Raw genomic sequence first — 26,907 nt, forward strand, 5'->3', positions numbered from 1 at the left:
CGATGGATGGTGCCAATGCGTCCGCCTTGACGCCGGACTCGCCAGGAGCGATGATTCCGCGCGTACAGACAGCGAACAATCAAGGACCAGATCATGGCTAGCCGGGCGCAGCCGCCCTTGTGGCGCGAGACGGTGAAGGCGGGCGCCGCGCGCAGCGGCGCACTGATCGGCGCGATCGCGATCGTCGCCGCCGCGATCCTCGTGCTGATCGCGCTCGTCACCTATCATCCGGGCGATCCCTCGCTGAACACCGCGTCAGGCGGGCCAGCGGAGAACTGGCTGGGGACGCCGGGCGCGTGGACCGCCGACCTGCTGTTCGCGCTGTTCGGCCTGCCGGTCGGCCTGGTGCTGTTCACCGCCCTGATGATCGCGCTGCGCCTGTGGAACGACGTGCCGGTCGGGCGCTGGCGACTGATGCTCATCGCGGCGCTGGGCGGCATCGCGCTGATGGGCACGACCGGCGCCCTAATCCGCGGTTCGGCCGTGCACTGGCTACCGGCGGGCTATGGCGGCATGGTCGGCATGACGGTCGCCGACCTGCTGCGCTGGGCGACGGGCTTCATCGGCGACGCGGCCATCCGGCTGTGGACGGTGCGCGGCGTCGCGGTTCTCACCGGCCTGGCGGGCGCCGGCGTCTGGGCGCTGAGCTTCGTCATCGATATCGGCGACAGGCCGCGCCGCCTGCCCAGGCCCCGGCCGGCAAAGGCGGAACGGCGCACGCCCGAACAGGAGGTATTCGCCCCCGAACCGGCGCGAAAGCCCACCCCGCGCGCATTGGCGACCCCCGATTCGCGGCCCGGCCCGGTCATTGCCGAACGCACGCTCGCGCCGTCCGTCGCCAAGCCAAAGGCCAAACAGGCGTCGTTCGACCTGGGTGACAATTCGCAGCTTCCCCCGCTCGACCTGCTGAAACCCGCGCCACCCGCCCCGGGCGGGCCAGTCGACAAGGCAGCGCTTGAGCGCAATGCCCGGCTGCTCGAATCGGTGCTCGACGATTTCCACGTCAAGGGCCAGATCATCAACATCCGGCCCGGCCCGGTGGTGACGATGTACGAGCTCGAGCCGGCATCGGGGATCAAGGCGAGCCGGGTGATCCAGCTCGCCGACGATATCGCGCGCAACATGTCGGCCATCTCGGCGCGCGTCGCGACCATCCCGGGGCGCACCGTGATCGGCATCGAGCTGCCCAATGTGCGTCGCGAGACGGTCGGGCTGCACGAGCTGATCGGGTCGCAGAGCTTCGACGACCAGTCGGCCTCGCTACCGCTGGTGCTGGGCAAGAACATCGCTGGCGACCCGGTCATCGCCGATCTGGCGCCGATGCCCCATCTGCTCGTCGCCGGCACGACCGGTTCAGGCAAGTCGGTCGGCCTCAACTGCATGATCCTGTCGCTGCTCTACCGACTGCGGCCCGACCAGTGCCGGATGATCATGATCGATCCCAAGATGCTCGAACTGAGCATGTACGAGGATATTCCCCACCTGCTCTCCCCGGTCGTGACCGACCCCGCCAAGGCGGTGCGCGCGCTGAAATGGGCGGTCGAGCAGATGGAGGAACGCTATCGCATGATGTCCTCCGTCGGGGTGCGCAGCCTGGCCAGCTTCAACGAGAAGGTGCGCGCGGCGCGGCAGAAGGGCCAGCCGCTCGGCCGCCGCGTGCAGACCGGCTATGATGCCGAGACCGGCCAGCCTGTCTATGAGGAGGAGACGCTCGACTTCCAGCCCCTGCCGCAGATCGTGGTGATCGTCGACGAACTCGCCGACTTGATGATGACCGCCGGCAAGGAAGTCGAGTTCCTGATCCAGCGGCTCGCGCAAAAGGCGCGCGCGGCGGGCATCCACCTGATCATGGCGACTCAGCGCCCCTCGGTCGACGTCATCACCGGCGTGATCAAGGCGAACCTGCCGACTCGGATCAGCTTCCACGTCACCTCGAAGATCGATTCGCGCACGATTCTCGGCGAGCAGGGCGCGGAGCAGCTGCTGGGCAAGGGCGACATGCTTTACATGCCCGGCGGCAAGGGCATCGTCCGTGTCCATGGGCCGTTCGTCAGCGACGACGAAGTGCGCGCGGTCGCCGATCACTGGCGCGCCCAGGGCCGGCCCGACTATATCCAGTCAGTCACCGAAGAGCCCGAGGATGGCTTCGCGCTCGACGGCGCGCCGGACGGCGAGGATTCGGCCGAGGACCAGCAATATCGATCGGCGATCCAGCTCGTCGTCGAAAGCCAGAAGGCCTCGACCTCCTGGCTCCAGCGCCAGCTCCGAATCGGCTATAATTCGGCGGCGCGGCTGATCGAGCGGATGGAGAAGGACGGCGTCGTGAGCCGGCCTGACCATGTCGGACGGCGCGACGTGCTGCGCGACCGCGACGGGAACCCGTTGTAAGGTTTACGGTTCAGAAGGGGTTCAACCCGGCGCGCCTAGCGCCCGGAACCTGTCTCGGGAGAATATCGTGATCCTTCGCAATCTGTCCGTGCTCGGGGCGCTCGCCGTTCCAGCACTGGTCGCGGCGGCACCGGCCACCGGCGATCTCGCGCTCGTCCAGAGCCATCTCCAGTCAGTGCAGAGCCTGACCGCATCGTTCAGCCAGACCGATCGTGCCGGCAAGGTGCTGACCGGCACGCTGACCCTGAAAAAGCCCGGCAAGATTCGCTTCCAATATGAGAAGGGCGTGCCGATCCTGATCGTCGGTGACGGCAAGGCGCTGACCTTCATCGATTATTCGGTGAAGCAGGTGCAGCGCTGGCCGATCGGCAATTCGCCGCTCAGCGTGCTGCTCGACCCCTCCAAGGACATGACGCGGTTCGCCAAGGTCGTGCCGGGATCCGACCCGCGGATCATCTCGGTCGAGGCGAACGACCCCAAGCATCCCGAATATGGCCGGATCACCCTTGTCTTCATCCGCGACGAGAGCGCGCCTGGCGGACTGATGCTGCAAGGCTGGGTCGCCCTTGATTCCCAGAACAACAGAACGACGATCCGACTGTCGAATCAGCAATTCAACGCAGCCGTGAGCGACAGGACGTTCAATTGGAACGACCCGCGACGGACTTTGGGGCGAAACTGATCCTTCGTTCATAGTGGCGACAGGTTAGTCCCCCTAGAAAGACATTGCGGATGTGGGGCGGATCGGGATTTTCCCCCTGTTGCTCGAACGGCCCATTTCCCGCCTGCGTGACGAACGCTAGGTCGGCCCTCGCTCCATGCCCCCGGAGCGAGGGCCTTTCCTTGTCGGCACTGATTCCCCCCGCTACATCGCCTTGATGACGCTGAAGATCGTTTCCTGGAACATTAACTCGGTACGGTTCCGTATCGAAATCGTCGAACGTTTCCTGCGCGAGGTGTCGCCCGACATCTTGTGCCTTCAGGAAACCAAGGTCATCGACGGGGACTTCCCCACCGCGCCATTCCGCGCGCTGGGGTACAAGCACATCATCCTGCACGGGCAACGCATGCACCACGGCGTGGCGATCATCAGCCGGGTGCCGCTGGTCGAGGACGACCGGTTCGACTGGCAGGCCAATCGCGAGGCACGGCATGTCGGCGTGCGACTCGAAAACGGGGTGCGACTGGAGAATGTCTATGTGCCCGCCGGCGGTGACGTGCCGAATCGCGAGGTGAATCCAAAATTCGGCCAGAAGCTCGATTTCGTCGAGCGCATGACTCACTGGTCAGCCGGGCTGACCGTCCCGTCGATCCTGGTCGGCGACTTCAACATCGCCCCGCTCGAATCCGATGTGTGGAGCCACAAGCAGCTGCTCGACGTGGTGAGCCACACGCCGATCGAGGTCGCCGCGCTCGACGGCCTGCGCACATCGAACGACTGGGTCGATCTCGGCCGGCATTTCGTGCCGGCACCCGAGCGGCTGTTCACCTGGTGGAGCTATCGGGCAAAGGACTGGCTCGCGTCCGATCGCGGGCGCCGGCTCGACCATATGTGGGCGACCGCCGACGTCGCGAAGACAGCCACCAGCCACAAGGTGTTCGAAGATTGCCGGAGTTGGCTGAAACCGTCCGACCATGTCCCGATCATGACCGAGTTCGCCCTGTGAGCGCGCGCACGACGGCGAACGCGATCGACGCGCTGCGGCGGGGCTGGCCGATCGCGATCGCGGGGGCGGACGGCACCCTCGCCTTGCTTCCCATCGAGACGACCGATCCCGAACGGCTGGCTGCGTTCGATCCGGAGGGCCAGGCTTCGGTCCTGCTGACCTCGGGCCGTGCCGCGACCCTGAAGCTCGCCAACCAGCGCGACGCCGCGGCCCCCGATTCGCCCGTGATGGTGGAGCGGGCGCCCTGGCTCGATTTCGCGGCCGCGACAGCGCTCGCTGATCCCCAGTTCGATCTGCAGACGCCGCTGAAGGGCCCGTTCCGCGCGATTCCGGTGGCGGCACCGGAGGCAGCGGCCGCGGCGCTTCGACTCGCCCGGATCGGCGGGGTGCTGCCCGCCTTTTTCGCCGGCGCCGCCGCGACCGTCGACGTGACGCTCACCCCGGCCGATATCAATGCACATGAAGATGCCGCCCGGCTGACCATCGCGACGCGCGCTCGCCTGCCGGTTTCGGGTGCTGAAGATACCGAGATCGTCGCTTTCCGTACCCCGGAAATGCCCGGGGAGCATGTCGCGCTGCTGATCGGCGCGCCCAACGGACAGCCGCCACTGGTCCGCCTGCACAGCGAATGCCTCACCGGCGACGTGCTCGGCAGCCTCAAATGCGATTGCGGGCCGCAGCTCGACGCCGCGATCCGTGCCATCTCCGCCAGCGGATGGGGCATATTGCTCTATCTACGGCAGGAAGGGCGCGGGATCGGGCTGATCAACAAGCTGCGCGCCTATGCGCTGCAGGACCAGGGATTCGATACGGTCGACGCCAATACGCGGCTTGGCTTCGCGGTCGATTCACGCAATTTCGCGGTCGCGGCGCGAATGCTCGACCTGCTCGGTCAGCGATCGGTACGGCTGCTGACGAACAATCCGGAGAAGGTGGCACAGCTCGAAGGGGCGGGCATCAAGGTGATCGAGCGCGTGTCGCACATCCTGCCGGCAAACCCGCACAACGAACGTTACTTGGCGACCAAGCGCGACCGCACCGGGCACCAATTCTAGGGGTAGCCAGGTAGCCCTCGGGCCAGATTTGGAACGATCGAAAGCAATTCTAGGCTATCAGCCGGGCGACCTCGTCGAAATTGCCAGCGATCTCCTGCACGCCCAGCGCTCTCAGCGTAGCGGCATGATCCGGCCCGCAATGGCGGCCGCCGCAATAACCGATGACATAAGCACCCGAGGCGACCGCGCCGGTCACTCCGACGGGCGAATCCTCCAGGATCACGCAGCGCCCGATATCGACGCCGAGCGCGGCGGCGGCGTGGAGATAGAGATCGGGCGCCGGCTTGCCGCGCACGACATGGTCGCGGCCGGAAAAGATCTTGTCGCCGAACGCGTCGCGGATGCCGAGATGATCGAGGTGACGCTCGATCCAGCGGGTGGGACTCGACGACGCGATCGCGCGTGGGAAATCGGCGGGCAGGCTCCGAACGAAGGCGATGGCCCCCGCGATCGCGTCGAGCCCCTCGCGCATCGCCCGGTCGTCCTCGGCCTGGCGGGCGACATGGAAATCATCCGGCAGCATCCGCCCGATCCAGCGCTCGATCGCCGCGAGGAAATCGGCGCCGGCCAGACCCATGAAGTTCGTCATGGATTCTTCGGGCGTGGTCGGATGGCCGACGCCGGTCAGATAGTCGGCGATCTGCTTGTTGCCGGCATATTCGCTGTCGAGCAGCACACCATCGAAATCGAAGATGATGGCCTCGAACCTCATCGGCGTGCACCGAACAGCGCGGTACCGATACGGACATGGGTGGCACCGAGCGTCACCGCCGTCTCGTAATCGCCCGACATGCCGATGCTGAGCCCCGCAACGCCATTGTCGCGCGCGAGCTTCGCCAGCAGCGCGAAATAGGGCGCCGGCTCCACCTCGGCCGGTGGTACCGCCATCAGCCCGGCAACCGGCACTCCCGCCGCGCGGGCCTCGGCGAGCAGATCCGGCAGCGCGTCGATCGCGCAGCCGCCCTTCTGCTCCTCGTCCCCGATATTGACCTGGAGAAAGCAATCGGGCCGCCGGTTCTGCCGTTCCATCGCCCGCGCGAGCGCCGCGATCAGCGAGGGCCGGTCGACCGAATGGATGGCGTCGAACAGCGCCACCGCTTCTTCCGCCTTGTTGGACTGGAGCTGGCCGACCAGGTGCAGCACCGCATCGGGCCATGCCTCCCGCAGCGCCGGCCATTTCGCCTGGGCTTCCTGCACGCGATTCTCGCCGAACACGCGCTGACCGGCGGCGAGCAGAGGCTCGATCTCGTCGGCGTCTTTTGTCTTCGATATCGCGATCAGGGTGACCGCTTCGGCCTTCCGGCCGGCAAGGCGTGCGGCATGGGCAATCGCCTCGCGCGCTGTCGTGAGACGGGTCTCGGGGTCGTCGGGCTGCATCGGCAGCGCTATAGGCAGGGCCGTGCCGCACCGCCACCCCAAGCGCCCGCCGATTCCGACGCTGTGGCTGATGACCGACGAGCGGATCGGCGACGGCCTCTGGCGCGCGATCGATTCCCTGCCACGCGGCGCCGGCATCGTGTTTCGCCACTATTCGACCGAGCCGGGAAAACGCCGGGCATTATTCGCCCAGGTCGCACGGATGGCGCGACGCAAGCGGTTGATACTCGTCCGCGCCGGACCGGTGCCGCTGGCGAAGGAAGCAGGTACGCATGGGCGCGGCACGCTCCGACCGGGCGGCATCCGCACCTGGGCGGCGCATTCGCGCAAGGAAGCAGTGGCGGGCAAGCGCGCCGGTGCCGATGCCCTGTTCGTCTCGCCCCTCTATCCGACTCGTTCGCATCCGGTCGCGGGAACGCTTGGTCCAGTCCGTGCCGCTGCAATCGGGCAGGCCCTTGATATCCCTGTCATCGCTCTGGGCGGGATGAACGCGGCGCGATTCAGGAAACTACGAGGACTTGGGTTTCATGGCTGGGCGGCGATCGACGCCTGGCTGCCGGATCAGAAGCGGAAAGCGGTTCCGATATAGACTGCCTGGCTGTCGCGGCGATCGTCGGGCGCTGGCTGGAGACGATAGTCGCGCTCCGCCTTGTACCGGATTCCCGCGGTCACATCGAGGTTGCGGGTCAGGCGATAGGAGCCGCCGACGTCAAGCGAATAGGCCGGAGCCTCCTCGACCAGCTTCGGCGCGCCCGCCAGCGGGCGATCCGCCACCGCCTTCACCCGGCCGGTGAACCGCTGCCCGGAATAGCTGACACCGACATCGACCGCCTCGCGGCTGCCCGGCAGCCCGGCGAGATCGACCTTGGCGACATCGCCCGACAGCGCGAAACGGCGCCAGCCGACCGCGACGCCCAGATTATAGGCGATCGGCGCGATGCTGACCGAGGACGGCATATCGATGAGCGACCTGCCACGCTCGGCGGCGAGCGCGGTGCGCGTGGAACGCGCGCGGACCGCGACGGTGACCGCGCGATTGCCGCTATGCCGCGTTTCGGTTGGCGTGAAGCGGAAGCTGCTGGTGTCGAGCCCGCTCCGCGCGAAGACCGCCGCGAGCTTCGGGTCGGCAGCAGCCGGGGTGAAGGAACTGATATCGCCAATGTCCAGCGGCGCGCGCTTTGCCGTCAGCCGCGACTCGCCGGGTGCGCCGGTCGCCGGTGCCATGGCGAAGCCGGCGGCGACCAGCGCCCCCACTCCGATTCCTGACATCCAACGCCCTGAAAACACGTGCGACCCCTTAGCAGTGCCTGGATTCGGCACTTCACTCCAATTCGCGCCTATCACGATTCGATCCGGCCCTGCCACTGTCTTGACGCATTTTCCCCCGAAGTGTTGCCCGCGGCACACAGGCCGCGCGCGTGCGCCGCGCTTGCGGCAGGCGCGAGACCATCTATAGATGCCCGAGATCTCATGAAACCGTCCAGGAAACCGCCGATGAACCGCCTTTTGCGTACCGCGATTGTGGTTTCGCTTGCCCTCCCGCTCATGGCCTGCGGCCATCGCGGCAAGGACCGCGCCACCCCCGATCTGGCCGCCGCCAAGGTGACCACCATCGGCGTGAACTCCTATCTCTGGCGCGCCAGCCTCGACACGCTGAGCTTCATGCCGCTGCTTCAGACCGATTCGAACGGCGGCGTGATCGTGACCGACTGGTATGTGAACCCCGCCGCCCCGACCGAGCGGATGAAGGTGACCGTGACGATCCTCGACCAGGATCTGCGCGCCGACGGCCTGCGCGTCGCCGCGCTGCGCGAGGTGAACCAGGGCGGGCAATGGGTCGCATCGCCGGTCGCGGCGGCGACCGTGCAGAAGCTCGAGGACATCATCCTGACGCGCGCACGCGACCTGCGCCGTACCGCCATCGCCAACTAAAGGCGGTCGACATATGGCGTCACGCTTCAACGCGCTGAAGGCGGACGCGGCATGGCAGGCGGTGTGGGACGAGCGCCGCACCTTTGCCGCGCGCGACGATTCGGCCAAGCCCCGCACCTATGTGCTCGAAATGTTTCCGTACCCGTCAGGGCGGATTCATATCGGCCATGTCCGCAACTACACGATGGGCGACGTGCTCGCGCGCTATCGCCGGATGACGGGCCATGAGGTGCTTCATCCGATGGGCTGGGACGCCTTCGGCATGCCCGCCGAGAATGCCGCCATGGAAAAGGGCGTTCATCCGGGCGGCTGGACCCGCGCCAATATCGCGACGATGAAGGCGCAGCTGAAGCGCCTCGGTTTCGCGCTCGACTGGACGCGCGAGCTCGCTACCTGCGAGCCCGATTATTACGGGCACGAACAGGCGCTGTTCCTCGACCTGTTCGCTTCGGGCCTGGTCTATCGCAAAGAATCCTCGGTCAACTGGGATCCGGTCGACATGACCGTGCTCGCCAATGAGCAGGTGATCGATGGCCGCGGCTGGCGATCCAACGCGCTGGTCGAACGGCGCAAGCTCAGCCAGTGGTTTCTCAAGATCACTGATTTCGCCGACGAACTGCTTGAGGGCCTGGACAGCCTTGAGCATTGGCCCGGCAAGGTGAAGCTGATGCAGGAGAACTGGATCGGCAAGAGCCAGGGCCTGACCTTCCGCTTCAAGCTTTCGGACGGGGAAGAGGTCGAGGTGTTCACCACCCGGCCCGACACGATCTTCGGATCGAGCTTCGTCGCGGTCGCGGCGGACCATCCGATCGCGCGCGCGTTGGCGGAGCATGATCCGGCGGCGGCCGAGTTCATCGAGCTGTGCAAGCGCGGCGGCACCACCGCAGCCGAGATCGAGACTCAGGAGAAGTTCGGCTTCGATACCGGGCTCCGAGCGGCACATCCCTTTGATTCGGAATGGAAACTTCCGGTCTATATCGCGAATTTCGTGCTGATGGACTATGGCACCGGTGCCGTGTTCGGCGTGCCGGCGCACGACCAGCGCGATCTCGATTTCGCCCGCAAATATGATCTGCCGGTGCGTCGGGTCGTTTCCGACGGCGACGTCACCGATCCGCTCTTCACGGGCAACGAGGCCTATACCGGGCCCGGTACCCTGGTGAATTCGCACTTCCTCGACGGGATGGATGTCGAGGATGCCAAGCGCACCGTGATCCGCCGCGCGGAGGAAGAAGACTGGGGCACGGGATCGACCGTGTTCCGCCTGCGCGACTGGGGCGTCTCCCGCCAGCGCTATTGGGGCACGCCGATCCCGATCATCCATTGCGACGCGTGCGGCGCGGTGCCGGTGCCGCGGGACCAGTTGCCGGTGGTGCTGCCCGAGGATGTCAGCTTCGACATCCCCGGCAACCCGCTGGATCGCCATCCGACCTGGAAGCATGTCGACTGCCCGAGCTGCGGTGGCGCGGCGCGGCGCGAGACCGACACACTCGACACCTTCGTCGATTCCTCCTGGTATTTCATTCGCTTCGCCAGCCAGCCGGGCAATGCGCCGTTCGACCGCACCGTGGCCGAGAAGTGGCTGCCGGTCGCGCAATATATCGGCGGCGTGGAGCATGCGATCCTCCACCTGCTCTATGCGCGCTTCTGGACCCGGGCACTGCGCCATATCGGCATGCTCGACGTGGCCGAGCCCTTTGCCGGGCTGTTCACCCAGGGCATGGTCACGCACGAGACCTATTCGCGCGGCGAAGGCAGTGAGCGTGTCTGGTACGGGCCCGATGACGTCATCCTCGGCAGCGGCAAAGCGACGCTGAAGGCCGATGGCGCCCCGGTGGCGATCGGCCGCGTGGAGAAGATGTCGAAGTCGAAGAAGAACACCGTCGATCCGACCGGCATCGTCGACCAGTATGGCGCCGACGCGGTACGCTGGTTCATGCTTTCCGACAGCCCGCCCGAGCGCGACCTGCCGTGGAGCGAAGCGGGCATCGAGGGATGCTGGCGCTTCATCCAGCGGCTGTGGCGGCTGTTCGACGGGCTGGCCGAGGCCGAGCCGAGCGATGCCCGCGACGCGACGCTCGACCGCAAGACTCACCAGACCATCGCCGGCATCGCAGCCGATATCGAGGCGCTGTCGTTCAACAAGGCCGTCGCCAAGCTGTACGAGCTGGTCAACGCGATCGAACGCGCCGGGTCCTCCGCCTCGCGCGTCGACGCGATCCGCACGCTGATGCGGCTCGTGTCGCCGATGGCGCCTCATCTTGCCGAGGAAGCCTGGGCGGCCAATGGCGGCGATGGCCTGATCGCCGACGCGGCCTGGCCCGAGGTAGACCCTGCCCTGCTGGTCGAAGACGAGGCGACCATCGCGATTCAGGTCAACGGCAAGCTGCGCGACACCGTGACGGTCGCCAAGGGCACCCCGCGCGAAGCAATGGAGACGATCGCCTTGGCCAATGCCAATGTGCAGCGTATCCTTGACGGCGCCGCTCCCAAAAAGGTCATCGTCGTGCCCGACCGTCTCGTGAACATCGTCGCATGAAGCATCTCCCGCTGATCGCCGCCCTTGCGCTGATGCCGGCACTGGCGGGATGCGGGCTGCATCCCCTCTATTCAGGCGGTGGATCGGGCACCGTGGCGACGACGCTGACCAGGGTCGAGGTCGGGCCGATCGAAGGCAAGGCTGGCTGGCTGATGGCCAACGCGTTGAAGGATCGATTCGGCGCGAGCGGTGCGCCGCTCTACCGGCTTGAGGTCAAGCTGGACGACCAGATCATCGGCCTCGGCGTGCGGAGCGACGACAGCGTCTCGCGCGAGCGGCGGACGCTTCGCGCCCGCTATCAGCTGATCGACCTGTCGAAGGGTACCGTATTGCTTGACGCAACCGCCGGGTCGGACGCCGGGCTCGACGTGGTCAATTCCGAATATGGAACGATCGCGGCCGAAAACACGGCGCTTGAGCGACTGTCGGAAATCGTCGCCGACCAGATCGTTTCGCGTGTCGCGCTGTATGCGCAGCGGACGGCCGCATCGGCGAAATGAGCCCCTGGCTGTGAAAGCCAACGCCAATCAGATTCGCGCCGCGATCGACGCGGCGAACCCCGATATCCGACTTTATCTTCTCCACGGCCCCGACGAATCGGGCGCGCAGGAGATTGCGGCGCGGCTGGCGCGGACGATGGGGCCCGATGCGGAGCGAGTAGATCTCGAATCCTCGACGCTCAAATCGAATCCCGGCCGGCTCGCCGACGAAGCTGCGTCGATGTCGCTGTTCGGCAGCGCGCGCCATATCAGGATCAGCGGCGCGGGCGACGAGTGTCTCGAGGCCTTCACCCTGCTGCTTGATGCCGAGCGTGCGGGCAATCCCGTCGTCGCGATCGCACCCTCGCTCAAGGCGACCTCAAAGGCGGTGAAGCTGGCGCTTGGCGCCTCCCGCGCGATGAGCTTCGCCTGCTATCTGCCCGAGGGCGGCGATGCCGAGAAGCTCGCCACCGCCATCGCCCGCGAACAGGGCCTGCGCACCACCGGGGACACTGCGGCACGGCTCGCCAATGCCACGGGGGGCGACCGAGCGGTGATGACGCGCGAGCTTGAAAAGCTGGCGCTGTATCTCGACGCCTCGCCAGAACGGCCGCGGGAGCTGGACGATTCGGCGCTCGACGATGTCGGCGCCGACCTGGGCGATTCCGAGATGAGCCGCGCGATCGACGCCGCGATCGACGGCCGTCCCGATTCTCTGGGTGGCGAGCTCGCCCGGCTTGAGGAAGCGGGCGTGTCGCCGATTCCGGTGCTGCGCCAGCTCGTCCGGCGCCTGATGACGCTTGCGGAGCTTCAGGCCGAGATCGATGCCGGCGCTAGCCCCGGGACGGTGATCGAAAGAGTCTTTTTCCGGGAGCGCGCCTCGACCGGGCGGGCGCTGCGTACCTGGTCTGCCCCCAGGATCAACGAGGCGATCCAGCGCGCGCGGCTTGCCGAGCGAGCGATCATGAGCTCGGCGACAGCCGGGACGGTCCTCGCCCAGTCAGCGATCGTGGCGGTCGCCCGAATGGCTGCCCGGCAGCGTTAGGCTGCCGACCAATCCACCTTTAATATCAATAGATTACTGGCTAGATTCGCTCGCCGGTCAGGCGCTGGCAAACCATGTCGAGCTGATCGAGCGTCGAATAGGACAAGGTTAGCGAGCCGCCCTTGGGGCCATGCGCGATCCGCACCGCGAGGCCGAGCAGATCAGCGAGATGATGTTCAAGCGCGGCGAGATCCGCATCCCGGCCGGTATCTCCGCTGCGGATCCGTGCCGCCTCCGGCTTGGCCTCGCGCGCGAGCCGCTCGGTGTCGCGCACCGACAAGCCCTTCGCGACAACCTGATAGGCAAGCTGCTCGATATCGGGCGCGCCGATCAGCGCGCGAGCATGGCCCATGCTGAGCTCACCCTCGACCACCTTGTCCTGCACCATCTTGGGCAGGTCGAGCAGGCGTAACAGATTGGCGATATGGCTGCGCGACTTATGGACCAGCTTGCCCAGCGCCTCCTGGGTGTGGCCATAGTCCTCGATCAGCCGATGATAGGCTTCCGCCTCTTCGATCGCGTTGAGGTCCTGGCGCTGGATATTCTCCACCAGCGCGATCTCAAGCGTCTCGGCATCATCGAACTCGCGGACGATCACCGGCACTTCATGCAGTCGTGCCCGCTGCGCCGCACGCCAGCGACGCTCGCCGGCGACGATCTGATATCCCTTGCCATGCGGCCGCACGACGATCGGCTGGATCAGGCCGCGCGCAGCGATCGACTCAGCCAGTTCCTCCAGCGCCGCTTCGCTGAAATGGCGGCGCGGCTGGCCAGGATGCGGCGTCAGTGATCCGACCGGCAGCGTGCGCACACCGGTCGACAGGGATTCACCGCCGGCGACTGGTTCTTCGCGGGCAATGTCCCCCATCAGGGCATTGAGGCCGCGGCCAAGGCCTGAGCGGGGCTTGGGCCGTGGGTTTGGCGTCTGATCAGCGGCTTGGTCGGTCATGCGGCCCTGGTGACAGCTTCTTGGGGGGCTGGTCTGGTCGGCAGGCGGACAATCAATTCCCGCGCCAGCGCGATATAGGCTTCCGAGCCGGCGCAGCGATAATCGTAGATCAGCGCGGGCAGGCCGTGACTGGGCGCTTCTGACAGCCGGACATTGCGCGGGATGACCGTGTCGAAGACAACGCGGCCAAGCACGGCGCGAACATCGGCCGAGACCTGATCGGTCAGTCGATTGCGGCGATCATACATCGTCAGGGCGACGCCGAGAATCGAGAGACCAGGATTGAAGCGCTCGCGAATGCGCTCGACCGTATTCAGCAACTGGCTGAGACCCTCAAGCGCGAAGAATTCGCACTGCAGCGGCACGAGCAGCGAATTGGCGGCGACCATAGCGTTGAGCGTCAGCAGCCCAAGCGACGGCGGGCAATCGATCAGCACCACGTCCCAGCGCTCGTCGGAGCGCGCGAGCGCCCGGTTCAGACGGTGGGTACGCTCCTCATAGTCGACCAGTTCGATCTCGGCACCCGAGAGGTCGACCGTCGCTGGCACGATCTCAAGCTTGGGCACGCAGGTGGGAATCGCTGCGTCAGCGACCGCCATCTCCCCAAGGAGGATATCGTAGCTCGATTTCTCCCGCTCGGCGCGATTGATGCCGAGGCCGGTCGACGCGTTGCCCTGCGGGTCGAGATCGATGATCAGCACGCGCGATCCCGTCGCGGCAAGCGCGGTGCCCAGATTGATCGCGGTGGTGGTCTTGCCCACTCCACCCTTCTGGTTCGCGATGGCAATGACATTCATCGGCGTGACACCCCTTTGGCGAGGACGATGAGAGATTCGGGATCGGTGATGCTCTGTTCCACGTGAAACACACCATGCCATGTCTGCTCGGCGACCGCCACCTCTTCGCGCGCGGTTCGTCCCTTTGGGAGAATCCATAACGTCTTGCGACGGCTACATTGAACCGCTGATGCGAGCAACGCATTGAGCTGTGCGACGGCCCGGGCGGAGATCACCGCCACTGGCTCGCTAACCGATTCCACCTTGCCGGCCATAACTGACACGCGATTTGCGATGCCCAGCGCTTCGGCCGCCGCGTGAAGGAATTCGACTCGCCGTTTGCGCGGTTCGACCAGCACGGTACGCCGCTCGGTCAACGTCGCCACGACAAGGCCGGGAAAGCCCGCGCCGCTCCCGATATCGAGCCAGTCACCCTCATTCTCCGCCGCGAGGCCGATCAATTGAGCCGAATCGACAATATGGCGCGACCAGATTGAATCGAGCGTCGAGGGTGCAATCAGGTTCTGGCGGGCGGATTCATCGATAAGGAGCCGGGCGAATTCAGCCATACGCCCCTCACCTTTCGCGCCGAAACGTTCGCGAATCCACCCCCTGGCATCGTCCTCGGTCATGCAGCCCGCCGCCGGGCGTGGAGCAGAATTGCGGTCAATGCCGCGGGCGTAATGCCGCGAATCCGGCCCGCCCCTCCTAGCGTGGCCGGACGCACTCGAGCCAGTTTCTCGACCATTTCGGTCGAGAGACCCGGAATCGCGGCATAGTCCAGATCATCGTGCAGCGTGATCGAATCATTCGCGCGGAGTTGCGCTACTTCCTCGTCCTGGCGCCGCAGATAGGGCGCATAGCGGGCATCCTCAGCCATCTCCGCCACGAGCGATAGATCATATTTCGCTGCCAATCCTGGCGCGACATGGTCGATTCCCACTCCGGCAAAACGCAGCCATTCAGCGCCCGACCGCTTCTGACTGTCGAGCGGCCCAGAGGCGCCGTTCGCCAGCACCACGGCAGCCGGTAGCTGCCGGGCAAGCTCGACCTCGATCTCGCGACGCTGCGCGGAGCGTTCGGCCAGACGCCGGGAACGCTCAGATCCGAGACACCCCAACGCTTCAGCGATAGGGCCAAGCCGGGTCTCGGCATTGTCGGCACGAAGCCGCAATCGATATTCGGCCCGCGCCGTCAGCATACGATAGGGCTCAGTAATGCCCTGAAGCACCAGATCGTCGATCATGACGCCAAGATAGCTGGTCGCCCGGTCAAGTATGATCGGATCGGTGCCGAGCGCCATCGCCGCGGCGTTAAGGCCGGCGACCAGCCCCTGCCCGGCTGCTTCTTCATAGCCAGTCGTGCCATTGATCTGCCCGCAACAGAACAGCCCCCGCATCGCCCGAACCTCCAATGTCGGGTCAAGCGCACGCGGATCGATATGATCATATTCGACCGCATAGCCCGGCGTAATAATCCGCGTCGTCTCAAGCCCTGGGATCGAGGCGATCATCGCCGCCTGGACATCCGCCGGCAACGAGGTCGAGATGCCATTGGGGTAGATGGTCGCATCATCCAGCCCCTCCGGTTCGAGGAATATCTGGTGACCATCCCGGTCGCCGAAACGGTGAATCTTGTCCTCAATCGACGGGCAATAGCGAGGTCCCGGCCCGGCGATCGCACCGCCGAATAGCGGCGACCGGTCGAGCGATGCGCGGATGATGCCATGGGTTTCTTCGGTCGTGCGGGTGATCCCGCAGAAGAGCTGAGGCAGGCTTCGGCCCGATGTGATCGGCGACATGGTCCAAGGCTCGCTGTCGCTACGCTGCTCGGCAAGGCGGCTCCAGTCGATGGTCCGTCCGTCAAGGCGGGGCGGCGTGCCTGTCTTGAGCCGGGCCATCGGCAAGCGCGCATCACGCAACTGATCGGCCAGCAGCGACGCCGCAGCCTCGCCGATCCGGCCGCCGGTCAGCCGCTCCTCCCCGCAAAATATCCGGCCGCCCAGGAAAGTACCTGTCGCCAGCACCACCGCACGAGCGTTTAACCTACCCCCATCGGCAAGCGTGACACCGGCAATCGCCCCCGCCTGGTCGAGCGAGAGCGCTGCGACTTCGCCTGAAACGACCGTCAGGCGCGGCTGTGCGGCTAGCATCCGCTGGATCGCCGCAGCGTAAAGCCGTCGGTCTGCCTGGACTCTGGGCCCCTGCACTGCCGCGCCCTTGCTGCGATTGAGCATGCGATAATGGATGCCCGCCGCATCGGCCGCACGGGCGATCAGGCCATCGAACGCATCGACCTCTCGGACCAAATGGCCTTTGCCGAGCCCCCCGATAGCCGGGTTGCACGACATGGCACCGATTTTCGCCGGGTCGAAACTGACCAATGCCGTGCGCGCGCCGCGCCGAGCCGCCGCGGCCGCAGCCTCGGTGCCGGCATGGCCGCCGCCAACCACGATCACATCGAAATCCATGGGGCCCCGCTAAGTCTGCCACAGCGGCCTGTCAAAGCTGTTCCACGTGGAACGTTTATTTACCGAGGCAAAAGCGGGTGAACAACGCGTCGAGCATTGCTTCGACATCGCTCCGGCCGACGAGCTGATCCAGCGCCTTCATCGCCAGGCGGAGTTCCTCGGCGAATATGATCAGGTCCGCCTGATTCCCCGCGGCCTTCAGCCCGTCAGCGCATAATGCCAGCAATCCGCGCTGGCGGCGATTGACGGCGATCGCATCGTCGCGTGGCAACATGGCGCGGGCACGCTCGGCCAGCACGGCCCAGAGTTCATGCATGCCCTGCCCCGTCGCCACGGACAGCACGAGGTCAGCCTCCGCCGGCACGATCGCGCGTTCGGCGATATCGGCGCGCGCATGCACACGGATCGCTTCGGGCTGTGGCGCTTCATCATCTCCAAGCCACAGTATCAGGTCGGCCGTCCTGATGGCTTCTTCCGCTCGGGTGATACCGATCCGCTCGATCGGATCAGCTGTCTCATCAAGCAGCCCTGCCGTGTCGGTCAACACATAGGCGATCCCGTCACGGATCACCGGTGCCTCGATCCGGTCGCGCGTCGTTCCCGAGATCGGCGAAACGATCGCGGCATCGCGTTCGGCCAGCGCGTTAAGCAGCGTCGACTTGCCACTATTGGGCGGACCGGCGATCACCACGCGCACCCCGTCGCGAAGCCGTTCCACTGGCGGCACCGTCAGAAGCGCGTCGATCTCTCCGGCAAGCTCCCTCGCCTCAGCCGCGAATCCCAATGGCGGCGCCTGGTCGACCTCATCCTCTTCAGCGAAATCGAGTTGCGCCTCGACCTGAGCGGCTAGCGCCAGCAGCCGGTCGGTCCAGTGCTCCGCACGGCGCCGCACCGCGCCCTCGGCCATGGCCAGCGCGACGCGGCGCTGCCCCTCGGTTTCCGCCGCGAGCAGATCGCCCAGCCCCTCCGCCTCGGTCAGATCGATCCGTCCATTCGTCAGCGCGCGCCGGGTGAATTCGCCCGGCTCGGCCCGGCGCATCCCCGGCAGCATCGCGAGCGCCGCCTCGACCGCGTGCACTACCGCGCGTCCACCATGGACATGCAGTTCGACCAGATCCTCCCCTGTAGCGCTATCGGGACCGGTAAAGACAAGAACGAGTGCTCGGTCGAGCAGCAGGCCGTCCTTGTCCCGCAAGGCGCGCAATCCCGCCTGACGAGGCGAGGGCAACGTGCCGGCAAGCATGCGCGCCGCGATAATCGCCCGGTCCCCACTGAGCCGGACGATCGCGATGGCAGCCGGTGGGGCACCGCTCGACACCGCAAAGATCGTATCCATGGGGAAACGCTATTTGGTCGAGGTATCGAACATCTTGCGCCAGAAGTTCATGCCGGCCTCCCCCATCGGCGACCAGCTCTTCATCATGTTCTCGATCATCTCGGGGGCGACCGCACCATCCATCGCACCCAGCACGCCCTGGATATATTTCTCATGCACCGGGGTGAAATCGGGCAACCCCATCACGCGCCGCGCTTCCTCGGGGGTGCAATCGACTTCGACATTGATCTTCATAGGTCATCTCCGCTTGAGCGGGCGACGGCCGCGCTGCATAAGCTTGTGTCACATATGCGCGCTACACGGGCCTGATCGCAACGCCCATTGGCGCCGCAGGAATTTCAGGCCATCAGCCAGCACAGCCGAGGACAGCCATGACCGCAACGATCACCATCGACACGCTCGACGGCACCGGCGATTTCACCGCCTATTGCGCGCGGCCCGGCGGTATCCCTCGCGCGGCCATCGTGGTGATTCAGGAAATCTTCGGCGTGAATGCCGGTATCCGTCGCAAATGCGATCGCCTGGCCGAAGACGGCTATCTTGCCATTGCCCCCGACCTGTTCTGGCGACTTGAACCCGGCGTCCAGCTCGATCCCGACATTCCGGAGGAGTTTCAGCAAGCGCTCGCGATGATGGGCAAGTTCAACCAGGATGCGGGCATCCGCGATATCGAGGCAACGATCCGAACCGCCCGCGCGACGCTGGGTGCCGAAGGCAAGGTCGGCGCGGTCGGTTATTGCCTGGGTGGGCGCCTCGCCTTCATGACCGCTGCCCGCACCGATGTGAATGCTAGCGTCTGCTATTACGGTGTCGGCATTGACGGCCTGCTCGGCGAGAAACATGCGATCGCGCATCCCGTGCTGCTACACGTGCCGGAGGAAGATCATTTCGTCGACAAGGCAGCGCAACAGCGCATGCATGCCGGGCTGGACGATCACTCAAAGGTGACGATCTTCGACTACCCCGGCGAGGACCATGGTTTCGCAACCGAGTTCGGGCTTCGGCGATCGGACGAATCTGCCAGGCTGGCTGATGAGCGGACTGCAGCGTTCTTCGCGGAAAACCTGGGTTAAGGCCTGGATCAAATCAGCAAATGCAGGATTCCGACGTCGTTATCCACGATGCCGTGATAAATCATTGATCCTGATACATAAAGGATCACCGCCAGACCGATATAGGCAATCCAGTGATAGCGCTCGATCAGCCGCGCGATGAAGTTCGCGGCGACCGCCATCAGGGTCACCGATAGGATCAGGCCGAACAACAACACGGTAGGGTGCTCGCGCGCGGCGCCGGCCACGGCGAGGACATTGTCCAGGCTCATCGACAGATCGGCGATGGCGACCTGGATCGCTGCCTTGAGGAAGCTCTTGCTCGGCTTCCCCCCCTCGACGTCCGAGGTTTCGGAATCATCGACCCGAGCTGCCGCCGGCGCGGGATGAAGCTCCCGGAACAGCTTCCAGGCAACCCACAACAACAACAGCCCGCCGCCGAACAACAGGCCGACAACGTGCAACAACTGAGTCGCGATCAGCGCAAAGCCGATCAGGCAGACCATCGCGATGACGACGCCGAAGCCGAGCACCTGCTTGCGCTGCTTCGCCGGCAGGCCCGCCGCCAGCGTGCCGAGGACCATGACGTTGTCGCCCGCCAGCATCAGGTCGATCATGATCACCTGGCCGAGCGTGGCGAGCCCGGCTGCGGTGAACACATCGGCGAAATTGATCACAACGGCTCTCCGAAATAGCTGACGACGGGCATCGGCTCATAGAAAGGATGAAGCAGGGTGCGCCATTCGCCATAACGCTCGGACAGGCGAAAACCGTCCCGATGGCTGGCGATATCCTCCCACTCCACGATCAGCAGATACAGGTCTGGGCTTTCACAGGCTTTTCGAACGGCGATCGAGCGGAAGCCCGGTAAGGCGGCGATCAACGGGCGGGCCTTGGCCATCGCTGCCTCGAAGGCAGCTGACTGGCCGGGTTTTATGGCAAGGAGGGCGTGTTCGAGGATCAAGCGACTGCTCCACATACACAAGCGGCGCGGGCAAGGCCCGCGCCGTCGACCGGGACGAACCCCCGTCGGCCATGCTTGCGCGAGTCCTGCAGCAGCATGCTGCAGGCCACACTGCTCACTGATTCATCGAATCGAAGAAATCCTCGTTGGTCTTCGAATCCTTCATCTTGTCGAGCAGGAATTCCATCGCGTCGATGGTGCCCATCTGCATGAGGATCCGGCGCAGCACCCACATCTTGGAGAGCTTGCTCTTGTCGACCAGCAGCTCTTCCTTGCGGGTGCCGGACTTGCCGACGTCGAGCGCCGGGAAAATGCGCTTGTCGGCGACCTTGCGATCGAGGACGATTTCCGAGTTGCCGGTGCCCTTGAACTCTTCGAAGATCACTTCGTCCATGCGGCTGCCGGTATCGATCAGCGCGGTGGCGATGATCGAGAGGGAGCCGCCTTCCTCGATGTTGCGCGCGGCACCGAAGAAGCGCTTCGGGCGCTGGAGCGCATTCGCGTCGACACCACCGGTCAGCACCTTGCCCGAGCTCGGGACGACAGTGTTGTAGGCGCGGCCGAGACGGGTGATCGAATCGAGCAGGATCACGACATCCTTCTTGTGCTCGACCAGGCGCTTGGCCTTTTCGATGACCATTTCGGCGACCTGGACGTGGCGTGTCGCCGGTTCGTCGAAAGTCGAGGAGACGACCTCGCCCTTCACCGAACGCTGCATGTCGGTGACTTCCTCGGGCCGCTCGTCGATCAGCAGAACGATCAGGAACACTTCGGGGTGGTTGTCGGTGATGGCGCGCGCGATGTTCTGCAACAGCACCGTCTTGCCGACGCGCGGCGGGGCGACGATCAGGGCGCGCTGGCCCTTGCCCTGCGGGCTGATGATGTCGATCACCCGCGCCGATTTGTCCTTGATCGTCGGATCCTGCGGATCGAGCGTCAGCTTCTCTTCGGGATAGAGCGGGGTGAGGTTATCGAAATTGACCCGGTGGCGGACCGCGTCGGGATCGTCGAAGTTGACGCTGGTCAGGCGGGTCAGCGCGAAATAGCGCTCGCCGTCCTTCGGCCCGCGGATCTCGCCCTCGACCGTGTCACCGGTGCGCAGGCCGAACTTGCGCACCTGGTTCGGCGACATGTAGATATCGTCAGGGCCGGCGAGATAGTTCGCCTCCGGGCTGCGCAGGAAGCCGAAGCCGTCGGGCAGCACCTCGATCGTGCCAAGCCCCATGATCTGCTCGCCATTTTCGGCCTGGATCTTGAGGATGGCGAACATCAGGTCCTGCTTGCGCAGGGTGGACGCGCCCTCGACGCCGAGTTCTTCGGCCATCGCGACCAGTTCGGCCGGGCTTTTCTTCTTGAGGTCTTTGAGATGCATGGATGGCGTCCGGACGTATGATGGTCGGGGGAGAGCGTCGGTCGGCGAAGGACACGCGACGATGCTGGAGGAAGGTGCCGCGGCACGGAGCTCAGGACCCCGCGCGCTTCGACGCCATGGGACCTAGGTCTCGCCCCCCGTCAAGTCAAGCCTCAGAAGGGGCGGACGATCACCAGAATCACGATCAGCACCGCGATGATGGCGGGAAGCTCGTTGATCAGCCTGAGCTGCCTGCCGGTCAGGGTAGGCGTGCCTCTCGCCAGCTTCTTCGCATAGCCGACCGCCCAGCCATGATAGCCGCTGAGGATCACGACCAGCAGCAGCTTGGCATGAAGCCAGCCAAGCCCCCCCACCCCGGCGAACAGCCCGGCATTGACCGCGAGCATCAGCCCGAGCACCCACACCAGGATCATCGACGGCGTCAGGATGATGGCACGCAGCTTGGTCTCGCGCTCGACCCATGCCTGCGCCTCGGCCGATCCCGGTTCCGCTTCCTGATGATAGACCAGATAGCGTGGCAACATGAACATGCCCGCCATCCAGAAGATGACGAAGATGACGTGTCCCGCCTTCACCCACAGATAGGCGTCCCCAAGAAAGTTCATCGCGCTCTCCGCACATGCGCCAGCAGGCGCTCGACATGGCTGATCGGCGTGTCCTGCAGGATGCCATGGCCAAGGTTGAAGATATGCGGCCGATCAGCGAGCGCCTCAAGGATTCGCGTCGCCGCGGCATCGAGCTGTTCGCCACCGGCGATCAGGGCGAGCGGGTCCAGATTACCCTGGACGGGCAGCCCTTCCGGAAGGCTGGCATGCGCCCATACAGGATCGACGGTCTCATCCAGACCGATCGCGTCGGCACCGGTTTCCCGCGCATAGGCCGGCAACTTGCCGCCAGCGCCCTTCGGAAAGCCGATCACCGGTGTGTCCGGGTACAGTTGATGGAGAGCAGCGACAATCTTCGCGGTCGGCGCGATCACCCAGCGCTCGAACTGAGCAGGAGAAAGGCTGCCCGACCAGCTGTCGAACAGCTGCACAGCTTCGACGCCCGCTTCGATCTGGCGGGACAGATAGGCGATCGTGCTGTCAGCGATCGCATCGATGATTTCGACAAAGGCCTGCGGATCGGCATAGGCGAAACGGCGCGTCTCGCCCTGGTCGCGGCTACCATGGCCGGCGACCATATAGGTGGCGACCGTCCAGGGGCTTCCCGCAAAGCCGAGAAAGGTGGTTTCCTCCGGCAGCATCGCAGCCACGGTCGCGACAGTCGCATAGACCGGATCGAGCCGCTCAGGAGCGGCCTGGAGCCCCGCCAGCGCGTGATCCACCAAGGGTGGGGCCAGTGCTGGTCCCTCGCCCGCGCCGAAGCTGAGCGTCTGTCCCAGCGCCCAGGGGATCATGAGGATGTCGGAGAAGAGGATCGCACCATCGAAGCCGAAGCGGCGGATGGGTTGAATCGTCACCTCCGCAGCAGCGTCCGGATCGGTCGCTAGCGCGAGGAATCCCCCCTTTTCCGCCCGGAGCGCGCGATATTCGGGAAGATAACGTCCGGCCTGGCGCATCAGCCACATGGGAGGGACGTCGTGCCGCTTGCCCCTCAGGGTCGAGAGCAGCCGTTTTTCGGGCGTCGGAGTCGGGATCGCGAGAGTCCTTCTATCTAATAAGAAGAGAATCTAGAAAGGATGTAGCAGTCGTTGGCGCGTGGATGCCGGGGCTTATGCGTTCGTCCCGAAAATGCCAACAGCTTGACGGGCGGGGAGCGCCTGACTCCGCTGAGTCGTTGCGGCGATCCCCATTATCCACAGCCTGTGCGTTGAATCATGGGGTTGTGAACGGGATTGTGGGAAACTCCCGACTTTTCCACGATCGCCGATCGCTTTGCGTCCGGGCGAAGTTGCGCTAGCGATTTTCCCGATGTTCTCCACAATTTCATCCCCGTGCGGCAAAGCCGCCTGATGCGGCTGCATCTCCACCTCCTGTCGGATTCGACCGGCGAGACGCTCGAGAATATCGCCAAGGCGGCGCTCGCCCAATATGACGATGTGGAGACGATCCGTCATTTCTGGCCGATGGTCCGCACCGAGACTCATCTCGAACGCATCCTGCAGGAGATCGCGCAGAATCCCGGGCTGGTGCTGTTCACCCTGGTCAACAGCGCGACGCGACGGACCCTGGAGACACGGTGCCGCGCGCTTGGCCTGCCGGCGGTCGCCCCGCTCGATCCGGTGACAGATGCGCTGTCCAGCCTGCTCGGGCAGCAGGCCAAGGCCCGGCCGGGGCGGCAGCATGTGCTCGACGCGGCCTATTTCGCGCGGGTCGATGCGATCCAGTTCACCATGGCGCATGATGACGGGATCAACTGGGAGGACTGGGAAGAGGCGGATATCGTCCTCGCGGGCGTGTCGCGCTCGTCCAAGACGCCGACGTCGATCTATCTCGCCAATCGCGGTTTCAAGACAGCCAATATCCCGATCGTGGTGGAAAGCCCTCCGCCATCGAGCCTCTATTCGCTCAGGCATCCGCTCGTCGTCGGGCTGACCACCAGTGCCGACCGGCTGATCCAGGTGCGGCGCAACCGGCTCCTCTCGCTGAACCAGGCGCCCGAGACGGCCTATGTCGACCAGGAGGCGGTGACGCGCGAGGTCGCCTATGCCCGGCGGATGTTCGCCGACAATGGCTGGCCGGTGATCGACGTCACCCGCCGCTCGATCGAGGAGACAGCGGCGGCGATCGTTCAACTGGTCAATGAACGGGATTCGGCATGAGGTTCGTGCTCGCATCGAAAAGCGCGTCGCGCCGGGTGATGCTGGCGGCTGCCGGCGTGCCGTTCGAGGCGGTCTCGGCCAGTGTCGACGAGGATGCGGCCAAGGCCGGGCTGCGGGCCGACGGAGTTGCGCCGCGCGACTTGGCCGATGCGCTGGCTGAGCTGAAAGCGCTGCGCGTGTCGCATCGCGACCCCGAGGCGCTGGTGCTGGGCAGCGATTCCATCGTCGCGCTTGAGGATGGATCGATGCTCGACAAGCCGGTCGATCGTGAACAGGCGGCGGAGCATCTTCGCCGTTTGTCAGGCAAGCGGCATGAACTGATCAGTGCCGCGGTGATGGCGGTCGACGGTCGTCCGGTCTGGCGGGTGGTCGACCGGGCGAAGATGCATGTCCGCACACTCTCCGACACGTTCATCGAGAGCTATCTCGATGCCGAATGGCCCGAGATTTCCGGTTGTGTCGGCTGTTACCGGATCGAGGGGCCGGGCGCGCAACTGTTCAGTCGGATCGAGGGGAGCCAGTTCACCGTGCTTGGCCTGCCGCTTCTGCCGGTGCTCGATTATCTGCGGGTCCGGGGAGTTTTGACGTCATGACGACTGCTTATGCCGAGGTGATCGGCGATCCGATCAGCCACAGCAAATCGCCGCTGATCCACCGCTTCTGGATCGATGCGCTGGGCCTCGACGCTGATTATCGCGCGCATCATGTGACGCCGGACGGGCTGGTCGCCTATTTCGAGGAACGGCGCGCCGATCCCGCCTGGCGTGGGTGCAACATCACCCTGCCGCACAAGGAAGCCGCCCTCGACCTTGTCGAGGATCGTGGCGGGGTGCGCGCGACGATCGGTGCGATCAACCTGGCGATGCGTGCCGAGGACGGCGTGCTGATCGGCACCAATACCGATGCGGGCGGTTTCTACGCGCCGATCGCCGATCTGCCGCTGGCCGGCGCGCCAGTGGCGGTTGTCGGAGCGGGCGGTGCGGCGCGCGCGATCCTGTTCGCGCTGTCGCGGATCGGTGTCGGCGAGGTGACGATCCTCAATCGCAATGTCTTGAAGGCTGCCGCGTTGCTCTCCGCCTTCGGGCTGAAGGGCAAGGCGCTCCCGCTGAGCGCGCCGCTGCCGCCCGCGGCGTTGCTGGTCAACACAAGCTCGCTCGGCATGACCGGTCAGCCCGCGCTCGAGCTCGACCTGTCGCCGTTGCCTGAGGATGCAGTGGTCTATGAGATCGTCTATGCGCCGCTCGAAACGAGCCTGTTGAAGGCGGCGCGCGCCCGCGAGCTCGATACGGTCGACGGTCTCGACATGCTGATCGGCCAGGGAGCCCTCGCTTTCGAATTGCTGTTCGGTGCGGAGCCGCCGCGCGACCGCGACGAGGAGCTTCGGGAGCTGCTGACGTCATGATGGCGCCGTGCTGACCCTGGGTCTCACCGGCTCGATCGGCATGGGCAAGTCGACCGTCGCGGCGATGTTCGAGGAGCTGGGCGTGCCGGTGTTCGATTCGGATGCGGCGGTCCACCGGCTGCAGGGGGAAGGCGGGCGGCTGGTCGCCGCGATCGAGGCGATGTTCCCCGATACCACCGGGCCGAAAGGAGTCGACCGGACGTTGCTGGGCGAGGCGGTGCTTACGGATCCCCGCGCGCTGAAGCGGCTCGAAGCTTTGGTCCATCCGGCGGTGGGCGAGGAACGAGCCGCCTTTATCGCCGCGCACGCAGACGCGCCGCTGGTCGTGTTCGACGTGCCCCTGCTGTTCGAGACGGGCGGCGAAACACGGGTCGACAAGGTCGTCGTCGTCTCGGCGCCGGCCGAGGTCCAGCGTGTTCGCGTGCTGGCGCGGCCGGGCATGACCGAAGCGCGGTTTGACGCCATCCTCGCTCGCCAGATGCCCGATGCGGAGAAGCGTGCCCGGGCCGATTTCGTGATCCCGACCGGGGGCAGCATCGAGGAAACGCGTGCTGCCGTCGGGACATTGGTCTCTTGCCTCAGGGGCTCGTAATACCGATAACATATGTAATGCGTGAGATCGTTTTCGACACCGAGACTACCGGCTTCAGTTTCGCCGACGGCGACCGGATGGTGGAGATCGGCTGTGTCGAGGTGGTCAACCGGGTCGAGACCGGGCGCACCTTCCATGCCTATTTCCATCCGGAGCGGACAATGCCCGCTGAGGCCCAGCGGGTGCATGGGCTGAGCGACGCCTTCCTGTCGGACAAGCCGTTGTTCGCGCATGGTGTGGACGATCTGCTCGAATTCCTCGGCGACAGCCCACTCGTCGCGCACAATGCCAGCTTCGACTTCGGCTTCCTCAATGGGGAACTCGTCCGCTGCGGGCGCAAGCCGATTCATCTCGACAGGATGGTCGACACGATCGTGCTCGCGCGCACGCGCCATCCGGGTGCCAAGCACAGTCTCGACGCTTTATGCTCCCGCTATGGCATCGATCGCAGCCACCGCGTCGTGCACGGGGCGTTGCTCGACGCGCAGCTTCTGTCTCAGGTCTATGTCGAGCTGACCGGCGGGCGCCAGATCGGGCTGACCCTGGTCACCGAGACGGTCGAGGTGCAGGCCAGCTTCGCGCCGGCTGCGGCGCCGGCGGTCGTGCGGCCGGCCCGGCTCTTCGAGGCAAGCGCCGAGGAACTCGCACGCCATGCCGCGTTTATGGAGAAGATCAAGAATCCGCTTTGGGGGGTCGAGGCGTCCGGTTGACGCAGGTACCGGGCCGGGCCAAGTTGGCTGGTCCATCA

At 65.4% G+C, this 26,907-nt stretch carries 29 protein-coding genes; 15 read left to right on the forward strand and 14 right to left on the reverse strand.

Annotated features, from left to right (window positions below):
* Positions 1-93 precede the first annotated feature (93 nt).
* The 4 genes from NDN01_RS21200 to ribA all read left to right on the forward strand — a co-directional run bounded on the left by NDN01_RS21200 (position 94) and on the right by ribA (position 5,110).
* Positions 94-2,388, forward strand: coding sequence for a DNA translocase FtsK (locus NDN01_RS21200; RefSeq protein ID WP_272623887.1), 2,295 nt, complete (start codon positions 94-96; stop codon positions 2,386-2,388).
* Positions 2,389-2,455: 67 nt separating this feature from the next.
* Positions 2,456-3,070, forward strand: coding sequence for a LolA family protein (locus NDN01_RS21205; protein ID WP_272623888.1), 615 nt, complete (start codon positions 2,456-2,458; stop codon positions 3,068-3,070).
* Between the two features lie 202 nt (positions 3,071-3,272).
* Positions 3,273-4,055, forward strand: a complete 783-nt coding sequence (locus NDN01_RS21210; RefSeq protein WP_443025262.1) for an exodeoxyribonuclease III — start codon at positions 3,273-3,275, stop codon at positions 4,053-4,055.
* The gene (gene ribA, locus NDN01_RS21215) at positions 4,052-5,110 is read left to right on the forward strand and encodes a GTP cyclohydrolase II (protein ID WP_272623890.1); all 1,059 of its coding nucleotides are present in this window, start codon (positions 4,052-4,054) and stop codon (positions 5,108-5,110) included. The genes NDN01_RS21210 and ribA overlap by 4 nt, the downstream gene beginning before the upstream one ends.
* A gap of 49 nt (positions 5,111-5,159) precedes the next feature.
* Here ribA and NDN01_RS21220 read toward each other — a convergent pair whose 3' ends face one another.
* Both NDN01_RS21220 and NDN01_RS21225 read right to left on the reverse strand, forming a co-directional pair.
* Entirely contained in the window at positions 5,160-5,822 is a 663-nt protein-coding gene (locus tag NDN01_RS21220; protein WP_272623891.1) for an HAD family hydrolase, read from the reverse strand.
* Positions 5,819-6,487 (reverse strand): YggS family pyridoxal phosphate-dependent enzyme, encoded by a 669-nt coding sequence (locus NDN01_RS21225; RefSeq protein WP_272623892.1) that lies wholly within the window; start codon positions 6,485-6,487, stop codon positions 5,819-5,821. The genes NDN01_RS21220 and NDN01_RS21225 overlap by 4 nt, the downstream gene beginning before the upstream one ends.
* A 22-nt stretch (positions 6,488-6,509) precedes the next feature.
* On the opposite strand from NDN01_RS21225, the gene NDN01_RS21230 reads away from it, so the two are divergent.
* Positions 6,510-7,076 carry a thiamine phosphate synthase gene (locus NDN01_RS21230; protein ID WP_272623893.1) on the forward strand — a complete coding sequence of 189 codons (567 nt, stop codon included), beginning with the start codon at positions 6,510-6,512 and terminating at the stop codon, positions 7,074-7,076.
* Here the strand turns inward: NDN01_RS21230 and NDN01_RS21235 are convergent.
* Positions 7,049-7,756, reverse strand: coding sequence for a hypothetical protein (locus NDN01_RS21235; RefSeq protein ID WP_272623894.1), 708 nt, complete (start codon positions 7,754-7,756; stop codon positions 7,049-7,051). The two genes, NDN01_RS21230 and NDN01_RS21235, sit on opposite strands and share 28 nt — an antisense overlap.
* 225 nt (positions 7,757-7,981) lie before the next feature.
* On the opposite strand from NDN01_RS21235, the gene NDN01_RS21240 reads away from it, so the two are divergent.
* Genes NDN01_RS21240 through holA form a run of 4 tightly spaced genes read left to right on the forward strand, consistent with a single transcriptional unit; the run spans position 7,982 to position 12,482 of the window.
* Positions 7,982-8,419 (forward strand): DUF3576 domain-containing protein, encoded by a 438-nt coding sequence (locus NDN01_RS21240; protein ID WP_272623897.1) that lies wholly within the window; start codon positions 7,982-7,984, stop codon positions 8,417-8,419.
* Between the two features lie 13 nt (positions 8,420-8,432).
* Entirely contained in the window at positions 8,433-10,958 is a 2,526-nt protein-coding gene (leuS, locus tag NDN01_RS21245; protein WP_272623899.1) for a leucine--tRNA ligase, read from the forward strand.
* A complete protein-coding gene (gene lptE, locus NDN01_RS21250; RefSeq protein WP_272623900.1) occupies positions 10,955-11,458 on the forward strand; it encodes an LPS assembly lipoprotein LptE in 504 nt (167 codons plus the stop codon). The genes leuS and lptE overlap by 4 nt, the downstream gene beginning before the upstream one ends.
* Positions 11,459-11,468: 10 nt before the next feature.
* Positions 11,469-12,482, forward strand: coding sequence for a DNA polymerase III subunit delta (gene holA / locus NDN01_RS21255; protein ID WP_272623901.1), 1,014 nt, complete (start codon positions 11,469-11,471; stop codon positions 12,480-12,482).
* Between the two features lie 40 nt (positions 12,483-12,522).
* Here the strand turns inward: holA and NDN01_RS21260 are convergent, their stop codons facing one another.
* The 6 genes from NDN01_RS21260 to NDN01_RS21285 are packed head-to-tail and all read right to left on the reverse strand — an operon-like array spanning position 12,523 to position 18,247.
* Positions 12,523-13,431 carry a ParB/RepB/Spo0J family partition protein gene (locus tag NDN01_RS21260; RefSeq protein ID WP_272623903.1) on the reverse strand — a complete coding sequence of 303 codons (909 nt, stop codon included), beginning with the start codon at positions 13,429-13,431 and terminating at the stop codon, positions 12,523-12,525.
* Entirely contained in the window at positions 13,428-14,228 is an 801-nt protein-coding gene (locus tag NDN01_RS21265; RefSeq protein WP_272623904.1) for a ParA family protein, read from the reverse strand. The genes NDN01_RS21260 and NDN01_RS21265 overlap by 4 nt, the downstream gene beginning before the upstream one ends.
* Positions 14,225-14,776, reverse strand: a complete 552-nt coding sequence (gene rsmG, locus NDN01_RS21270; protein WP_336298312.1) for a 16S rRNA (guanine(527)-N(7))-methyltransferase RsmG — start codon at positions 14,774-14,776, stop codon at positions 14,225-14,227. The genes NDN01_RS21265 and rsmG overlap by 4 nt, the downstream gene beginning before the upstream one ends.
* 59 nt (positions 14,777-14,835) lie before the next feature.
* Positions 14,836-16,677: a tRNA uridine-5-carboxymethylaminomethyl(34) synthesis enzyme MnmG gene (mnmG, locus tag NDN01_RS21275; RefSeq protein ID WP_272623908.1), complete on the reverse strand. Its 1,842-nt coding sequence runs from the start codon at positions 16,675-16,677 to the stop codon at positions 14,836-14,838.
* Between the two features lie 55 nt (positions 16,678-16,732).
* A complete protein-coding gene (gene mnmE / locus NDN01_RS21280; RefSeq protein ID WP_272623910.1) occupies positions 16,733-18,013 on the reverse strand; it encodes a tRNA uridine-5-carboxymethylaminomethyl(34) synthesis GTPase MnmE in 1,281 nt (426 codons plus the stop codon).
* A 9-nt stretch (positions 18,014-18,022) separates the two neighbouring features.
* A complete protein-coding gene (locus NDN01_RS21285) occupies positions 18,023-18,247 on the reverse strand; it encodes a DUF6489 family protein (RefSeq protein ID WP_272623912.1) in 225 nt (74 codons plus the stop codon).
* A 137-nt stretch (positions 18,248-18,384) separates the two neighbouring features.
* Here NDN01_RS21285 and NDN01_RS21290 point away from each other — a divergent pair, with 137 nt between their 5' ends.
* Entirely contained in the window at positions 18,385-19,086 is a 702-nt protein-coding gene (locus tag NDN01_RS21290) for a dienelactone hydrolase family protein (protein WP_272623914.1), read from the forward strand.
* 8 nt (positions 19,087-19,094) lie between these two features.
* On the opposite strand, the gene NDN01_RS21295 is transcribed toward NDN01_RS21290, so the two are convergent.
* The 5 genes from NDN01_RS21295 to hemE all read right to left on the reverse strand — a co-directional run bounded on the left by NDN01_RS21295 (position 19,095) and on the right by hemE (position 22,971).
* Positions 19,095-19,742: a YjbE family putative metal transport protein gene (locus tag NDN01_RS21295; RefSeq protein ID WP_272623916.1), complete on the reverse strand. Its 648-nt coding sequence runs from the start codon at positions 19,740-19,742 to the stop codon at positions 19,095-19,097.
* A complete protein-coding gene (locus NDN01_RS21300) occupies positions 19,739-20,029 on the reverse strand; it encodes an antibiotic biosynthesis monooxygenase family protein (protein WP_272623917.1) in 291 nt (96 codons plus the stop codon). The genes NDN01_RS21295 and NDN01_RS21300 overlap by 4 nt, the downstream gene beginning before the upstream one ends.
* Before the next feature lie 115 nt (positions 20,030-20,144).
* Positions 20,145-21,401 carry a transcription termination factor Rho gene (rho, locus tag NDN01_RS21305; protein ID WP_272623919.1) on the reverse strand — a complete coding sequence of 419 codons (1,257 nt, stop codon included), beginning with the start codon at positions 21,399-21,401 and terminating at the stop codon, positions 20,145-20,147.
* Between the two features lie 152 nt (positions 21,402-21,553).
* A complete protein-coding gene (locus tag NDN01_RS21310) occupies positions 21,554-22,006 on the reverse strand; it encodes a CopD family protein (RefSeq protein ID WP_272623921.1) in 453 nt (150 codons plus the stop codon).
* On the reverse strand, positions 22,003-22,971 hold the full coding sequence (gene hemE / locus NDN01_RS21315) for a uroporphyrinogen decarboxylase (RefSeq protein ID WP_443025152.1): 969 nt from the start codon (positions 22,969-22,971) through the stop codon (positions 22,003-22,005). Before hemE ends, NDN01_RS21310 begins: the two co-directional genes overlap by 4 nt.
* Positions 22,972-23,355: 384 nt before the next feature.
* On the opposite strand from hemE, the gene NDN01_RS21320 reads away from it, so the two are divergent.
* Genes NDN01_RS21320 through dnaQ form a run of 5 tightly spaced genes read left to right on the forward strand, consistent with a single transcriptional unit; the run spans position 23,356 to position 26,869 of the window.
* The gene (locus NDN01_RS21320; protein WP_443025153.1) at positions 23,356-24,165 is read left to right on the forward strand and encodes a pyruvate, water dikinase regulatory protein; all 810 of its coding nucleotides are present in this window, start codon (positions 23,356-23,358) and stop codon (positions 24,163-24,165) included.
* Positions 24,162-24,758: a Maf family protein gene (locus tag NDN01_RS21325; protein WP_272623922.1), complete on the forward strand. Its 597-nt coding sequence runs from the start codon at positions 24,162-24,164 to the stop codon at positions 24,756-24,758. Before NDN01_RS21320 ends, NDN01_RS21325 begins: the two co-directional genes overlap by 4 nt.
* Complete coding sequence (locus NDN01_RS21330; RefSeq protein ID WP_272623924.1) at positions 24,755-25,567, forward strand: shikimate dehydrogenase family protein; 813 nt, start codon at positions 24,755-24,757, stop codon at positions 25,565-25,567. The genes NDN01_RS21325 and NDN01_RS21330 overlap by 4 nt, the downstream gene beginning before the upstream one ends.
* A 7-nt stretch (positions 25,568-25,574) precedes the next feature.
* A complete protein-coding gene (gene coaE, locus NDN01_RS21335) occupies positions 25,575-26,159 on the forward strand; it encodes a dephospho-CoA kinase (RefSeq protein WP_272623928.1) in 585 nt (194 codons plus the stop codon).
* A 17-nt stretch (positions 26,160-26,176) separates the two neighbouring features.
* Entirely contained in the window at positions 26,177-26,869 is a 693-nt protein-coding gene (dnaQ, locus tag NDN01_RS21340; protein ID WP_272623930.1) for a DNA polymerase III subunit epsilon, read from the forward strand.
* Positions 26,870-26,907: the final 38 nt, after the last annotated feature.

Origin of the sequence: Sphingomonas sp. QA11 (assembly GCF_028473665.1) — a bacterium.
In the GTDB taxonomy this organism is placed as follows: domain Bacteria; phylum Pseudomonadota; class Alphaproteobacteria; order Sphingomonadales; family Sphingomonadaceae; genus Sphingomonas; species Sphingomonas phytovorans.